The sequence below is a fragment of the Streptomyces sp. NPDC048111 genome (assembly GCF_043202815.1).
Lineage (GTDB): Bacteria > Actinomycetota > Actinomycetes > Streptomycetales > Streptomycetaceae > Streptomyces.
Genome location: NZ_JBIDBD010000001.1, coordinates 192,993 through 207,353 on the forward strand (window position 1 = coordinate 192,993; position 14,361 = coordinate 207,353).

The 14,361-nt window shown below is 73.2% G+C and carries 13 protein-coding genes; 11 read left to right on the forward strand and 2 right to left on the reverse strand.

Annotated elements, in window-relative coordinates:
* Positions 1-11: 11 nt before the first annotated feature.
* Positions 12-581, reverse strand: a complete 570-nt coding sequence (locus tag ACGF3I_RS00880) for a dihydrofolate reductase family protein (RefSeq protein ID WP_393128349.1) — start codon at positions 579-581, stop codon at positions 12-14.
* A 261-nt stretch (positions 582-842) separates the two neighbouring features.
* Between ACGF3I_RS00880 and ACGF3I_RS00885 the strand changes: the two genes are divergently transcribed.
* The 4 genes from ACGF3I_RS00885 (at position 843) to ACGF3I_RS00900 (ending at position 5,013) form a co-directional block, all read left to right on the forward strand.
* Positions 843-1,070: a hypothetical protein gene (locus tag ACGF3I_RS00885; RefSeq protein WP_393128350.1), complete on the forward strand. Its 228-nt coding sequence runs from the start codon at positions 843-845 to the stop codon at positions 1,068-1,070.
* A 343-nt stretch (positions 1,071-1,413) separates the two neighbouring features.
* Positions 1,414-2,055, forward strand: a complete 642-nt coding sequence (locus ACGF3I_RS00890) for a beta-glucanase (protein ID WP_393129078.1) — start codon at positions 1,414-1,416, stop codon at positions 2,053-2,055.
* Between the two features lie 439 nt (positions 2,056-2,494).
* Positions 2,495-3,286 (forward strand): aspartate/glutamate racemase family protein, encoded by a 792-nt coding sequence (locus ACGF3I_RS00895; RefSeq protein WP_393128351.1) that lies wholly within the window; start codon positions 2,495-2,497, stop codon positions 3,284-3,286.
* A gap of 53 nt (positions 3,287-3,339) precedes the next feature.
* On the forward strand, positions 3,340-5,013 hold the full coding sequence (locus tag ACGF3I_RS00900; protein WP_393128352.1) for a PucR family transcriptional regulator: 1,674 nt from the start codon (positions 3,340-3,342) through the stop codon (positions 5,011-5,013).
* A gap of 43 nt (positions 5,014-5,056) precedes the next feature.
* On the opposite strand, the gene ACGF3I_RS00905 is transcribed toward ACGF3I_RS00900, so the two are convergent.
* A complete protein-coding gene (locus tag ACGF3I_RS00905) occupies positions 5,057-5,644 on the reverse strand; it encodes an isochorismatase family protein (protein WP_393128353.1) in 588 nt (195 codons plus the stop codon).
* A gap of 189 nt (positions 5,645-5,833) precedes the next feature.
* Between ACGF3I_RS00905 and ACGF3I_RS00910 the strand changes: the two genes are divergently transcribed.
* The 7 genes from ACGF3I_RS00910 (at position 5,834) to ACGF3I_RS00940 (ending at position 14,356) form a co-directional block, all read left to right on the forward strand.
* Positions 5,834-7,183, forward strand: coding sequence for a serine hydrolase (locus ACGF3I_RS00910; RefSeq protein WP_393128354.1), 1,350 nt, complete (start codon positions 5,834-5,836; stop codon positions 7,181-7,183).
* Entirely contained in the window at positions 7,183-8,097 is a 915-nt protein-coding gene (locus tag ACGF3I_RS00915) for a serine hydrolase (protein ID WP_393128355.1), read from the forward strand. Before ACGF3I_RS00910 ends, ACGF3I_RS00915 begins: the two co-directional genes overlap by 1 nt.
* An 8-nt stretch (positions 8,098-8,105) precedes the next feature.
* Positions 8,106-9,014, forward strand: coding sequence for a serine hydrolase (locus tag ACGF3I_RS00920; RefSeq protein ID WP_393128356.1), 909 nt, complete (start codon positions 8,106-8,108; stop codon positions 9,012-9,014).
* Positions 9,015-9,244: 230 nt separating this feature from the next.
* Complete coding sequence (locus tag ACGF3I_RS00925; protein WP_393128357.1) at positions 9,245-10,822, forward strand: ABC transporter substrate-binding protein; 1,578 nt, start codon at positions 9,245-9,247, stop codon at positions 10,820-10,822.
* Complete coding sequence (locus ACGF3I_RS00930) at positions 10,819-11,850, forward strand: ABC transporter permease (protein ID WP_393128358.1); 1,032 nt, start codon at positions 10,819-10,821, stop codon at positions 11,848-11,850. Before ACGF3I_RS00925 ends, ACGF3I_RS00930 begins: the two co-directional genes overlap by 4 nt.
* Positions 11,850-13,664 (forward strand): dipeptide/oligopeptide/nickel ABC transporter permease/ATP-binding protein, encoded by a 1,815-nt coding sequence (locus ACGF3I_RS00935; RefSeq protein WP_393128359.1) that lies wholly within the window; start codon positions 11,850-11,852, stop codon positions 13,662-13,664. Before ACGF3I_RS00930 ends, ACGF3I_RS00935 begins: the two co-directional genes overlap by 1 nt.
* Positions 13,664-14,356, forward strand: coding sequence for an ABC transporter ATP-binding protein (locus ACGF3I_RS00940; RefSeq protein WP_393128360.1), 693 nt, complete (start codon positions 13,664-13,666; stop codon positions 14,354-14,356). The genes ACGF3I_RS00935 and ACGF3I_RS00940 overlap by 1 nt, the downstream gene beginning before the upstream one ends.
* Positions 14,357-14,361 lie beyond the last annotated feature (5 nt).

The following is a 14,361-nucleotide window of genomic DNA, read 5'->3' on the forward strand; positions in this document are numbered from 1 at the left end:
GGCCAGGCGGGTCAGTGCAGCGTGGGGCGGTAGATGAATTCCTGGGTCCGGCCGTCCAGCGTCCGGGTCTCGACCAGCTCCAGATCGAAGTCGGCGCAGTCCTCGAAGATCGGGCGCACCCCCGTCCGGCCGGTGATGACGGGGAAGAGCGTCACCTGGACGAAGTCGACGAGACCCGCGGCCAGGAGCGCCCGGTTCATGGACAGGCTGCCGTGCGAGCGCAGCGGTACGTCGGACTCCTTCTTGAGCCGGGCGACGACATCGACGGCGTCCGCGCTCACCAGGGTCGCGTCCGGCCAGTCGAGGGGGCCGTCGAGGGTGGTCGACACCACGGTGGCCGGCAGCTGCCGCATGCGGGTGACCCACGCGTCGCGCACGTCCTGCGCGTCGGAGGCCAGCATCTCGACGAAGTCCCGGTAGGTGCGGGCGCCGAACACCATGCGCTGCTCCGGGCCGTACACGGCGAGGCGGCGCTCAAGCAGCTCGGGCCCCTGCTTGCCCCAGTAGCCGGACCAGTTCGCGCTGGCGCTGCCGAAGCCGTCGAGACTGGAGAACACGTCGAAGGTATAGGTGGCGGTCACGGTGTGCTCCTTGAACGCGTCGGTCGGAGTAGGGAGGGCGGGCGGTCTTGTCCCGGGTGGGTCCTGGCCACCGTCACACACGTAGACCGGGCGCGCCCCCGAAACTCATCGCCGCTCCCGCCGGACGCGGGCGGCTCCTTCCCGCCGCTCCGCGCGCCGGAGCGCCCTGGGCCGTGTCGGCGGTCGAGTGACACAGGTTTCGCCACGGGCGGGCTCCGGGGACTGATCACGGTGTTTCCAACCCCCCAGACAGGAGCAATCATGCGTATCCGTACGACCCTTGCCGCCGGCGCGCTGGCCGTCGCCGCGATCCTCGGCAGCGCCGGCACGGCCCTGGCCCACGACGGCGACGACCACCACTCCGGCGGCAAGCTGGGCGCCTGTGGCACGTTCGCGGCGGCCGGCGGGGGCCACGCCTCCTACGGCAGCGGTTGCCTGCACTCGGAGTGGGACAGCATGTTCGGTCACCGCGGCTTCGGCGGATTCTGATCGCGCCTGCCCCACCCGCGTCACACGACGGCGTGCTCCTGCCCCGGTCCTCCACGACCGGGGCGGGGGCGCGCCGTCCGCGCCGTACGGAGAACAAGGGCGAGAGGCCTGTGGTCAACCCGCTTGTCCGGGCGGGTAGTTGACGTGCGACACCCGGCCCGAACCTGACGGCCGAGGGCGATTCCCACCACAAAGGGACCGCAGCGGGACGCCGAGGGATATTGGGCCCATACATGGGCAGTGTTCGCTCGTGCTCTCCAACGTTCTCGCGTGGTGCCGCGACCGTCTGCGTCGACCGCGCTCCGGCGTCCTGTCCTCCTCCGCCGACTCCGCCGACGGCCCCGTGGTGTTCACCGCCGACTTCGCCTCTCCCACGCAGTGGGTGGCGGGACGTTCGTCGGCGTATCCGGACGGCGGCCCGGTCAACCCGGGCGACAACAAGCTGGACCACCTGGTCGACGACCCCCAGTACAGCCGTGGCGGGGTGTTCCGGGCCACGCCGAACCCGGACGGCACGTGGAAGACCGGTCTGCTGACGACGGAAGGCAGCGCCGAGGGGTTCCTGGTGCGCACGGGCGACGTGCTGGAGGCACGGGTGCGGCTGCCCACCGCGGTGGGGGCCTGGCCCGCCATCTGGACCTGGCGGGACGGCAACCAGGAGGTCGACGTCTTCGAGTACCACCCGGACAACCCGGACCTCCTGGAACTCACCAACCACGTCCGGGGCGGCCAGTCCTACTACCGGGGCAACGCGGTCGCGCCCGGCGCGCAGCTCGATCTGCGCGTCCGCTTCGGTTCACGGTCGGTCACCTGGTGGGTGAACGGCGAGCGCGTCTTCCGGGACCGCAGGGGGGTGGGTCGCGACTGGCAGGCGTACCTCATCGTGAACCTGTCCATCTGCGCGGGTCGCTACCATCCCCAGCCGCCGCCGAACGTGACGGAGCTGTCCTTCGAGGTGTCGTCGCTGCGCGTGCACCGCCGCTGATCGCCGCCTGCGCAAGGCCGCAGGCCCGACCGGCCGAGCGGCCGAGCGGCCGAGCGTTCAGGCTCGAACGTCCAGGCCCGAACGTCCGGCCCGAGCTGCCGGGCACAGGCGCGCCGGGCACAGGCGCGTCGGGCACAGGCGCGTCGGGGCTCCCGTACGACTTCCCGCCGCACGATCGGGTCCCGGCGACGACCCGCCGCGCCGGGGGACGCAGCAGGATCGGGGGCGTCGTCGTCGAGCCCGGAAGGCCGAGCCCCGTGTGCCCTACCGCCTCTCCCCCGCCGGGACCCCGCACCGTTCCGGACAGCCCCCATTCGGGCAACCCCCATTCCGGCAACCCCCATTCCGGCAACCCCCATTCCGGCAACCGCGTTCCCGGACGCCCCGTCCAAGGGCACCTCGTCCAAGGACACCCCGTTCGAGGGCGCGGAGCCCGCCCGTGACCGAGCGCCTCCGCAGACCCGCGCTCGGCATCCTCGGCGGGATGGGCCCGCTGGCCACCGCCGACTTCTACCGCCGCTTCGTGGAACGCACGCCCGCCGCCTGCGACCAGGGGCACGTCCCCGTGGTCATGTGGGCCGACCCGGCGGTGCCGGACCGAACTGCGGCCCTTCTGGGCGGCGGCCCGTCGCCGGTGCCGGCGCTGGTCGAGGGCGCGCGCTGGCTGCAACGCGCGGGCGTCACCTGCATGGCCGTGCCGTGCAACACCGCGCACGCCTATGTCGAGCAGCTGTCCCGGGCCACCGGCGTGGAGGTCATCGACATGATCGAGGCGGCTCTGACGGCGGCGTCGGGCAGGCTGCCCGGGGGGCGGGTGGGGGTGCTGGCGACCCGGGGCACCCGGCGGGCCCGGCTCTACGAACGCGCGGGCGCCGCTCTCGGCGTGGAGGTCGTCCAGGTGCCGGAGCAGGCGCAGCGGGTGTACGTGGACGCCGCCATCGGCGCCGTCAAGAGCGGCGCGGACCGCGCGGCGCCGGAGGCATGGATCGCGCTGGCCACCGAGGCGCTGCGCGAGGCGGGAGCCCAGGTCGTGGTGGCCGCCTGTACGGAGATCCCGCTGGTCAGCGGAGCCGCGTCGAGGATCCTTCCGCTCATCGACTCGACCGACGCCCTGGTGGACGCGGCACTGGAACGGCTGGCGTGGCCCGGCCGCGCCGCGCCGGATCAGCGCGCGGAGGCCTCGGGCGCAGTCGTCGGCGGGAACGAAACGAGTGGCCTAGGCTCGTTCTGAGGTACCAACGGGCACGACCGCGCCCGCCCTAATCTGCGGAGATGATCAGGCACATGTCGACGCATCCCGCCAGAAGCCTGGGCCGGGTCCTGGAGGACTTCGGCTCCACGCTCCTCGACCTGGTCCACGGCGCCGCGGACGTCGGGGAGATCGGCGGCGTCGGCATCCACGATCCGCACGACGAGCAGCACTATCCCCCGCACGCCATCGTGCTGGGCGTGGGCGTACAGGGAGCGGAGCCCACGGCCGCGCTGCTGCGCCGCCTCGCCCCGTACCGCGTGGCGGCGCTCGTGGTGCGGGGGCCGGTGGACGGTGTCGAGGAGCTCGAACCCGTGGTGGCGGAGACGGGGATCGCCCTCCTCGCGCTGACCCGCGGTGCCTCCTGGTCGCAGCTGGCGGCCATGCTGCGGACCCTGCTGGCGGAGGGCGACATCGGCGAGGCCGCCGGGCCCACCCTCGGCGGAGTGCCCTCGGGCGATCTGTTCGCGCTGGCCAACGCCATCGCCACCCTGCTCGACGCACCGGTCACCATCGAGGACCGCCGTTCGCGCATCCTGGCCTTCTCCGGCCGCCAGGACGAGGCCGACCCGCCGCGCGTCGCCAGCATCCTGGCCCGCCAGGTGCCCGAACGCTATCTGCGCATCCACGAGGAACACGGCGTGTTCAAGGAGCTGTACCGCAGCGAGGGGCCCATCTACATTCCGCCGCCCACCCTCGACGACGAGGTGGCGCTGCCCCGGATGGCGATCGCGGTCCGCGCCGGGGACGAGATCCTCGGTTCGGTGTGGGCCGCGCTGCGCAAGCCCCTCACTCCCGAGCGGGAACAGGCGTTCCGCGAGGCGGCCAAGCTGGTTGCGCTGCACATGCTCCGGTTCCGGGCCGGCACCGACGCCGAGCACCGGCTGCGCGCCGACCTCGTCACGACCGCCCTGGAGGGCGGCGCCGGCGCGGTGGACGCGCTGGCGCGCCTGGGTCTGGTCAACGAGCCCACCCTGGTCATGGCCCTCGGCGTCGAGCCCGGCCCTGACGAGGACCACGCCCATCTGACCGCCGAGCGCCAGCGCCTGGCGGGCGCGCTCGCGGTGCACCTCACCGCCGTGCAGCCGCGTTCGGCGGTGGCGCTGCTGGGGGACGTGGCGTACGCGCTGTTCCCCGCGGCCGGTGACGCGGCGCACGCCCGGGAGCGCGCCCTCGACGTGGCCGCCAACTTCCTGCGCCGGACGGGCGATCGGGCCGGCGTGGTCGTCGGCATCGGTTCCGTCGCCCAGGAGCCCGCGGCGCTCGTACGGTCACGGGCGAACGCGGACCGGGTGCTGCGGGTCCTGTTCAGCGGCGGCACCGCGCGGCGGGTCGCCTCCATCGCGGACGTGTACGTGGACGCGCTGCTGATCGAGTTGGGCGACCTGGCGCTCGCGCACCGCGACGAACTCGCCGGTCCGCTCGCCCGGTTGACGGCCTACGACGCCAAGCACAACGCCCATCTGGTGGAGACGCTGCGGGCGTGGCTCGACGCGTTCGGGGATGTGATCACCGCCTCGGCGAGCGTGTTCGTCCACCCCAACACCTTCCGCTACCGCATCCGGCGCGTCGCCGAGGTCGGCCAACTGGACCTCCAGGATCCGTCGGCCCGGTTCGCCGCCATGCTCCAACTGCGCCTGATGAGCCTGACGGGCCGTGGCGGCGAGACCTCCGGAGCGGGCGGCCCCACCGCCGAGGCGAACGGCTGACGCCGTTCGGCCGCCGGGTGGTCACGGGCGTACCCGGGGTGGGTCACAGGCGTACGCCGGGCGGCAGGGGCAGGTCCGCGTGGGTGTCGTGGAAGGTGTCGGCCGCCTGGATGGTGCGCATCCAGTCGTAGAACAGCTCCTTGGTGGAGAGCATCTCGATGCCCCGCTGCCCGAGGCGTCGCAGCCCCCGTTCGTGTGCCGGGCCGGGTGAATAGGTGGCGTCGTCGATCACCACGACGCGCTTGCCCGCGTGGTGCAGCTGGATCGCGGAGTGGGCGACGCAGATGTCCGTCTCGATGCCGACCAGGACGAGGGTGGTGCGGCCCGTCGCCTCGATCGCGGCGGCTATGTCGGGGTTGTCCCACACCGCGAAGGCGTTCTTCGGCAGGGTCACGGCCTTGGCCGGCAGCGCATCGGCGATCGGCACCACGGTGTGCCCGCTGTGGTCGGGATCCTCCTCGGTGACCACGACGGGCACATCGAGGCGGTCGGCCACGGCGGTGATCCAGGCGATCTGCCGCACCATCTCGTCGAACCGCAGCCGGTCCACGTCGAGCCGCCGTGCCGGGTAGAAGTCGCTCTGCACATCGATGACGACCACGGCGCAGTCGTCTCGGTCGATCAGCGGCATTTCTTCGTCTCCTCGGTGATCCGGGCGCCGGGTGATCCGGGTAGCGGCCACCCTAGGAACCGCGGGGGGACACGGAGTCGTCGGCCGGACCAAGGCCCGGGGCCGCTCTTCGTCCACCGGCACCAACCGGCGGGCGACCGCCGGCCCTAGCCTTTCGGCCAGTTCAGCGCGGCTGCCGGGAGGAACCTTGTGAAGGCTGACATCGACCAGTGGGCCGGGCGTCTGGCGGCGCTCGCCGAGGCGCACGGTGTGCCCGGCGCGAGCCTGGCGTTCTGGCACGGCGGCGAGGTGCACACCTGCGCGGCCGGGGTCCTGAACGCCGGGACCGGGGCGCCGGTGCGCACCGGATCCCTCTTCCAGATCGGATCGATCACCAAGGTCTGGACGGCCACCCAGATCATGCTCCTGGTGGAGCGCGGCCGCGTCGCTCTGGACACCCCCGTCGTGGACGTGCTCCCCGGCTTCCGGGTCGCCGACGCCCGGGCCACGTCCACCATCACCCTGCGCCATCTGCTCACCCACACCTCGGGCATCGACGGCGATCTGTTCCTGGACACCGGCCGCGGTGACGACTGCCTGGAGCGCTATGTCCACGCGTGCGCGGAGCTGGAGCAGACCTTCCCGGTCGGTGACTCGCACTCGTACTGCAACTCCGGGTTCGTCATCGCCGGCCGGGTGGTCGAGCAGCTCACCGGCGAGGTCTGGGACCGGGCGCTGCGCCGCCAGATCTGCGAGCCGCTCGGCCTGGCCGACACCTGCACCCTCCCGGAGGACGTGCTGCGCTTCGGCGCCGCGATGGGCCACGACGACGAGGGAGAGGTCGCGGCCGCCTGGGGCCTGCCGCGCTCGATCGGCCCCGCGGGGCTCATCTGCGCGTCCGCCGCCGATGTCGTCGCCTTCGGCCGCGCCCATCTCACCCCCGGCGCGCTCCTGAAGGACCCCGGCGTGATGCGGCAGGCGCACATCGATCTGCCGAACCCCTATGACGGCGGCCGGCAGTGGGGCATCGGCTGGTGCCTGGACGAGTGGGACGGCCACCAGGTCGCCTCGCACACCGGCGACACCATCGGCCAGCACGCCGCCCTGTGGGTACTGCCCGAACTCGCCACCGTGGTCGCGGTGTTGACCAACGGGGGCCGCAGCGCCGAGTTCCAGCACCGCCTCATCGGCGGACTCCTCGACGAGCTGCACGGCATCCGGGTCCCGGCGCCCCTCGCGCCGCCCGCCGTCGCCCACGCCGCCGACCTGGAGGCGTTCACCGGTCTCTACGAGCGCGCCGGAAGCCGTATCCGAGTGACCGCGCACGAGGGGCGGCTGCGCATGCGGACCGAACCCACGGGCCTGCTGGCGGGTCTCGCCCGCTCTCGCGCCCTCGACCTCACGGCCGTGGACGCCACCACGTTCGTCGGCGTCGACGACAGCGGGCCGACGGGGGACGCGGTGGTGTTCGAGACCCGCCCCGACGGCACCGCCTACCTCCACCACAGCGGCCGGGCCACGCCCAAGGTCCGCCGGACCAGCCACGATCGGAACCGTTGATGCCCGCCACCCACAGCGCCGGGGCCGAAGCCGCCCTGCGGTCGATCTTCGACGAGGCCGGAGTCGAGGGGTTCCTGCACGCCCGCGACATCGACGGCGACCGCGAGGTCGGCCTGCGGCCCGACGCTCCCGTCATCGTCGCCTCCCTCCGCAAGATCCCCATCGCCCTCGCCTACGCCCGCCAGGTGGCCCTCGGCGAACTCGACCCGGCCGGGCGGCACACCGTCGGCGCCGAGAACCGCGAGGGCGGCGGGGCGGGATGCGACAGCTTCCTCCACGACGCCACCCTCAGCGCCCGCGACCTGGCGTTCTTCATGCTCTCCATGAGCGACAACGCCGCCACCGACAAGCTCATGGAGCTGCTCGGGGTGGCGCGGGTGCGCGCGCTCGCGGTGGAACTCGGCTGCCCCCGCATCCCGGTCGGCCGCTACCGCGACCTGTGGGACCCGGTGTGGGCGGAACTCGGCATCGACCCGGACGGCGACATCGACGCACAGCTGGCGGAGGTGTCCGAGGAGCGGCTCAGGGGCCTGGCGATGCTCGACCCGGCCCGCTCCGCCGCCACCACCCCGCGCGAGATCACCTCGCTGCTCACCGCGATCTGGCGCGACCGGGCCGGGCCCCCCGAAGCCTGCGCCGAGGTACGGGACTTGATGGGCCGTCAGCTCTCTCAGCACCGGCTCGTCGCCGGCTTCGAGGACGGGGTGAAGGTCGCGGCCAAGAACGGCGCCCTGTGGGGGATCCTCAATGAGGCCGGCGTCCTCGAATACCCCGACGGCGGGCGCTACGCCGTGGCCGTGTTCCTGCGCACCCCCGCCCTGTCCGGGCGCAACCCCGCCGCCGACGAGGCGATCGGCCGCGCCGCCCGCACCGCGGTCGACCATCTGCGCGCGCTGCCCGCCCCCACCCCGTAGGAGACACCATGTCCGCACGCCAGACCGCCACCGGCCCGCTCGACACCCTGCTCTCAGAACTGTTCGCCCGGGCCGGCGTCGACGGCTTCCTCCACGTCCGCGACATCGACACCGGTGAGGAGTTCGGGTACCGGGCCGACGCGCGGGTCGTCCTGGCGTCCGTCTTCAAGATCCCCATCGCGCTCACCTACGCCCGCCGGGCCGCCGCGGGCGAGCTGGACCGCGCGGAGCGGCACACCGTGACGGCCCGCTACCGGGCCGGGGGCAGCGGCACCGACGGCTGCCTGCACGACGTCGGCATCAGCGTCCGTGATCTGGCGTTCCTGATGATGACGATCAGCGACAACGCCGCCACCGATCTGCTGCTCGACATCGTCGGCGCCGACCGGGTCCGCACGACCCTCGACGCCCTCGGCCTAGACGGGTTCGGTTTCGCGTCGTGCGCCTCCCTGGACGACGACATCCGCCGCGAGCTCGGCCTCGACGCGGACCGCTCGATCGACGACCAGCTCGCCGGCGTCCCCGCCGAGCGGCTGCTCGCGCTGGGGGCCAACGACCCCGCCCGCAGCCCGTCGAGCACCCCGCGCGAGGTGACCGCGCTGCTCACCGCGCTGTGGCGGGACGAGGCCGGACCCGCGCCCGCGTGCGCGGAGGTGCGCGCGCTCATGGGCCAACAGGTGTGGCAGCACCGGCTGGTGTCCGGCTTTCCCGAGTCCGGCATCCGCATCAGCGGCAAGACGGGCACCGAGTTCGCCGTCCGCAACGAGGCGGGGGTCGTCGAATACCCCGACGGCAAGCGGTACGCGATCGGCGTGTTCCTGCACACCCACACGGCGGCCACCCGGCAGCCGTCGGCCGACCGCGCGATCGGGCAGGCCGCCCGAGCGGCCGTCGACCACTTGCGGGCCGGCCTCTGACCCCGTACCGCCCTGCGCCCTCCGCCCCGCCCGCCCCGCGCCGCTCAACCGGCCCGGGGCGGGCTTTCGCGTACGGCCGCCGACGGTCCGCCCGCGGCCCCGACCCGGCACTGATCTCCGAGGTTGGGTCCCGGGCCCCAACCGGGACGGCCGTCTTTGTCGTCCCGGCTGAATCAATTCAGGCCAGCACTCGCGAATGTAGGGCAACCTTCCGCCCCAAGGAGCCCCCCATGAAGAGAGCCAAAGCGGTCGCCGCCTGTCTCGCGGCATCGCTGCTGGCGGCCGGCTGCGGCACCGGTCGAGCCGGGTCGGCCGGCGGTGACGCCTTCAGCTTCGCCATCAAGAGCGACCCCGGTCTGCTCGACCCCGCCCAGGTGCAGAACACCACCACGTACACAGCTCTCTCGCTGGCCTACGACACTCTGGTGAACATCGCGCCCGACGGGACGGTGGTCTCCGGGCTCGCCGACACGTGGCGGGTCGGGCCCTCGTCCGTCACCTTCTCGCTGCGCCGGGGCGTCACCTGCGCCGACGGCAGCCCGGTCACCGCGCGGACCGTCGCCGACAACGTGGCCCATCTGACCGATCCGGCCACCAAGTCACCCGCGTACGGCGTGGTCGTGCCCGAGGGCCTGACCGCCAGGGCGGACGAGCGCGCCGGCACCGTGACGCTGTCGACGCCCAAGCCCTTCGCGTTCCTGCTGCAGAGCACCCGGTACCTGTTCGTGGTCTGCGGGGCCGGTCTCAAGAACCGCGCCCTGCTGCGGCAGGGCACCTCCGGCTCCGGTCCCTTCCAGCTCACCTCCGCCTCCCCCGGCCAGAGCTACACCTTCACCCGCCGCACCGGATACAGCTGGGGCCCCGGCGGTGCGACCGCGTCGGATCCGGCCATGCCGGACTCGGTCGTCCTCAAGGTCGTCGGCAGCGAGTCCACCGCGGCCAACCTGCTGCTCTCCCACGCCCTGAACGGAGCCCAGTTCGCCGGGCCCGACCGGGCCCGCGTCACCCACGTCCCCGGCATCACCACCACGTCCGCGGCCAACGGCACCCAGGAGTTCTTCTTCCACGAGGGCGCCGGCCACCCCGGGAGCGACCCGGCCGTGCGCAAAGCCCTGCTCAAGGCCGTCGACCTGACGGATCTCGGCGCCATCGCCACCGGCGGCACCGGCCGCAGGCCCACCGGCCTGGTGATGCAGCCGCGTCCCTGTCCCGGCGACACCGTCACCGGGCACCTCCCCGCGTTCGACGCGTCGGCTGCGGACGCGGATCTCGACGCGGCGGGCTGGTCGCGCGGCTCCGACGGCGTCCGCCGCAAGAACGGGAAGAAGCTCACCATCCGCATGATCTACGGCACCTCCGCCGGCGAGACCATGAGCGCCGCCGCCGAGTACCTCGCCGACGCGTGGCAGAAGGCCGGCGCGGACGTGCGGCTGCGCGCCGTGTCCGACGCCGCCTACGGGGAGGTCGAGGCGGTCACCCAGGACTGGGACGTCGACTGGGCGCCGCTCGGTGTCACGCTGCCCAGCCAGCTGATCGGCTCGCTCTCCGGTCCCTTCACCCCGGACGGCGGCAACTTCGCCCACCTCACCAACCACCGCTACGAGGCCCTCACGGCGGCGGCGAGCAAGCAGCCGGGCACCTCGGGGTGCGCCGCGTGGAACGAGTCGGAAGCCGCTCTGCTGACCAACGGCGACCTGGTCCCCGTGGTCGACAAGACCCTGACCAGCGCCGCACACGACGCCACGTACCGCATCACGGCGGGCCTCTTCGACCCGACGTCGATCCGCATGACGGGAGCCGCCAAGTGACCGACACCGCCCCCGTGACCGACGCCGATCCCACCAGCGACGCCGCCCAAGTACCGCACCGCGCACGCCGGTTGACGCCCGCGTCCCTGGCACGCCATCTGCTGCGCCTGATCGTCTCGCTCGCGGTGCTCGTCATCGCCTCGTTCGCGATGATCCATCTGATCCCCGGCGACCCGCTGCGCCAGATGCTCGGCCCGACCGCCCCCAAGGCCCTGGTCGACCAGCGCCGCGCGGCCCTCGGCCTCGACGACCCGCTGCCCACCCAGTTCCTCCACTACGTGCAGCACCTGGCGAGCGGCGACCTGGGCACCTCGTTCTTCTCCTCCCAGCCGGTCGCCTCCCTCATCGGCCAGGGCCTGCCCAACACCGTGGCGCTCGCCGTCGCGGCCACCTTCGTGGCCCTCGCCGTGGCGGTCCCCCTCGGCATGTGGGGCGCCGTGCGCACGCACCAGGGCCGCGGCCGGCGGACCGAGGCCGCCTTCACCACGCTGACCGGCGCCGCGGTCGCCATTCCCGAGTACCTCTACGGTCTGGCCCTGCTGCTCGTCTTCGCCCTGGGGCTCGGTCTGCTCCCACCGGCCGGGCTCACCGGCCCGGCCTCCTACGTGCTGCCCGTCACCGCGCTCGCCATAGCGCCCGCCGCGATGATCGCCCGGCTGGCCCGGGTCGAGACCCTGCGCGAGCTCGGCACCGACTACATGCGGCTTGCGCACGCCAAGCGGCTGCCCGCCTGGCGCCTGTACGCGGTCCACCTGCTGCCCAACACGCTCACCGCGACCCTGACCATGGGCGGGTTGCTCCTGGGCGGGCTGATCACCGGGAGCGTGCTCGTGGAGAACGTCTTCGCGTGGCCGGGGCTGGGACAGCGCACCGTCGAGGCCATCACGCAGAAGGACTATCCCGTCGCGCAGGCCATGATCCTCGTCTACGGCGCCCTGGTCCTGCTCATCAACTTCCTCGTCGACGTGCTCCTGGGCGTCCTCGACCCCCAGTCCTCCCTCTCCGGCTCCCCTTCCAAGGAGGCCTGATGCGCCGCCTGTTGAGACATCCCGCGGGTCTGTTCGGTGCGGTCCTGATCGCGCTCCTGGTGCTGCTCGCCCTGGTCGGGCCGCCGGTGTGGGGCGACGCGGCCGGCCGGATCGACGCACAGCGGATCAGCCAGGGAGCGAGCGCCTCGCATCTGCTGGGCACCGACGCGCTGGGCCGCGACCTGCTCGCCAGGACACTGGTCGCCACCCGCCTGACGCTGGGCCTCTCGGTCCTCGCCACCCTGATCGGGACCCTGGCCGGTGTCCTGCTCGGCACGCTGCCCTCGCTCCTGCCGCGCGCGGCGGGACGGCTGGTGGTGGCCGCCGTCGACATCCTCGTCGCCTTCCCGGCACTGCTCCTCGCGATGTTCACCGCCGTGGTCACCGGGCTGGGGGCCAAGGGCGCGGTGCTCGGCATCGGAGCGGCCCTCGCGCCCACCTTCGCGCGGCTCACCCACACCCTGACCGCGTCGATCGCCCGCGCCGACTACATCGCCGCGGCCCGCATGCTGCGCGTACCGAGGCGCCGCGTCCTCACCCGGCACATCCTCCCCAACATCGCCGAGCCCCTCATCCTCAACACCGCCCAGGCGATGGGCTCCGCGCTGCTCGGCCTGTCCGCCATGTCGTTCCTCGGCATGGGCGTGCAGGCGCCGGGCTACGACTGGGGCCGGCTCCTCAACGAGGCCTTCGGGCACGTCTATGTCACGCCGTCCGTCGTCATCGCCCCGGCGGTCGCGGTCGCCCTCGCCGGCCTCGGCTTCATGCTGCTCGGCGATACGTTCGCCAAGGCCGCGGCCGGTCCCGAAGGGCCGTCGGGCCCCGCCGTCGTGCCCCGTCCGCCCGCGTCGGAGGCCGCCCCGGAGACGGGCGCGGTCCTCGAAGTGCGCGATCTCACCGTGGCGTTCCCCGGTGGCATCACCCCGGTGCGCCAGGTGTCCCTCACCGTCCGCGAGGGCGAGATCCTCGGCCTGGTCGGGGAGTCGGGCAGCGGCAAGAGCATGACCGCGGCGGCCATCGGACGCATCGTGCCCCACCCCGGGGTGGTCGCCGCCGCCCGTACGCTGCTGTGCGGCACCGACCTGGACGGCCTCACGGCGGCGCAGCGGCACAAGCTGCTGGGCTCGTCGCTGGCCATGGTCTTCCAGGACCCCACGTCCTCGCTCAACCCCGCGCTGCGCGTGGGCGGCCAGCTCACCGAGGTGGCCACCCTGCACGACGGCGCCACCACGGCGCAGGCGCGCGCCCGTGCCGTCGAGCGGCTCGACCGCGTCCACATCCGGCGGCCCGCCCAGGTCGTCCGGCAGTACCCGCACGAACTGTCCGGCGGCATGCGCCAGCGCGCCGTCATCGCCATGGGGCTGATGGGCACCCCGCGTCTGATCATCGCGGACGAGCCGACCACCGCCCTGGACGTGACGGTGCAGCGCGAAGTCCTGAAGGTGTTGCGGGAGGTGGTGGACGACACCCGGGCCGGCGCCCTGTTCATCTCCCACGACATCGCCGTCGTCGGTGAGCTGTGCGACCGCGTCGCCGTCATGTACGCGGGCCGGGTGGTCGAGGAACTCCCCGCCGCCGCGCTGCGCCACGCGCGCCACCCCTACACCCGCGCGCTCATCGCGTCCCTGCCCGACATGGACACCGACCGGGCTCTGCCCCTGGCGACCATCCCCGGCCGTCAGCCCTCCCCCGGCGACGTGGGGTCCGGCTGCGCCTTCGCCGACCGGTGTGCCCTGGCGACGCGCTCGTGCTCGCTACGACCCGAACTCACCGCACGCGGCGCCGGTCACGCGGTCGCCTGCTGGGAGGCCTGATGCGCATCCGTGAACTCAGCGTCCACTACGGCCGGTTCACCGCCGTCGACGCGGTCAGCCTGGACGTACCGCACGGCACCGTGACCGGTCTGGTGGGTGAGTCCGGTTCGGGCAAGTCCACTCTGGCGCGTGCGGTGGCCGGCCTGACGGCCCGTCAGGGCACGGTCCACGACGTCCAGCCGGGCCGGATCCAGATGGTCTTCCAGGACCCGTACTCCTCGCTCGACCCGCGCATGCGCGTCGGCGACGCCATCGCCGAGGGCTCGCGCAAGCCCGCCACCGGGAGGCGCGCCGAGGTGGCCCGTCTCCTCGAACTCGTGGCCCTGCCCGCCTCGTACGCCGCCAAGTATCCGCGCGAGCTGTCCGGCGGCCAGTGCCAACGCGTCGCCGTGGCACGGGCGTTGGCCGCAGAGCCCGATGTGCTCATCGCGGACGAGATCACCTCGGCGCTGGACGTCTCGGTGCAGGGGGCGGTGCTCAACCTCATCCGTGAGCTGCGCACCGAGCTGGGTCTGACGATGCTGTTCATCTCGCACAACCTGGCCGTCGTGCGCTACGTCTGCGACGACATCGCGGTGATGCGGCACGGCCGGCTCGTGGAGCACGGGCCGGTCGAGGACGTGCTCGGCGACCCGCGCCACGCCTACACCCGCGCCCTCCTGAACGCGGTCCCGCAACTCGCCCGCGCCTGACCCCT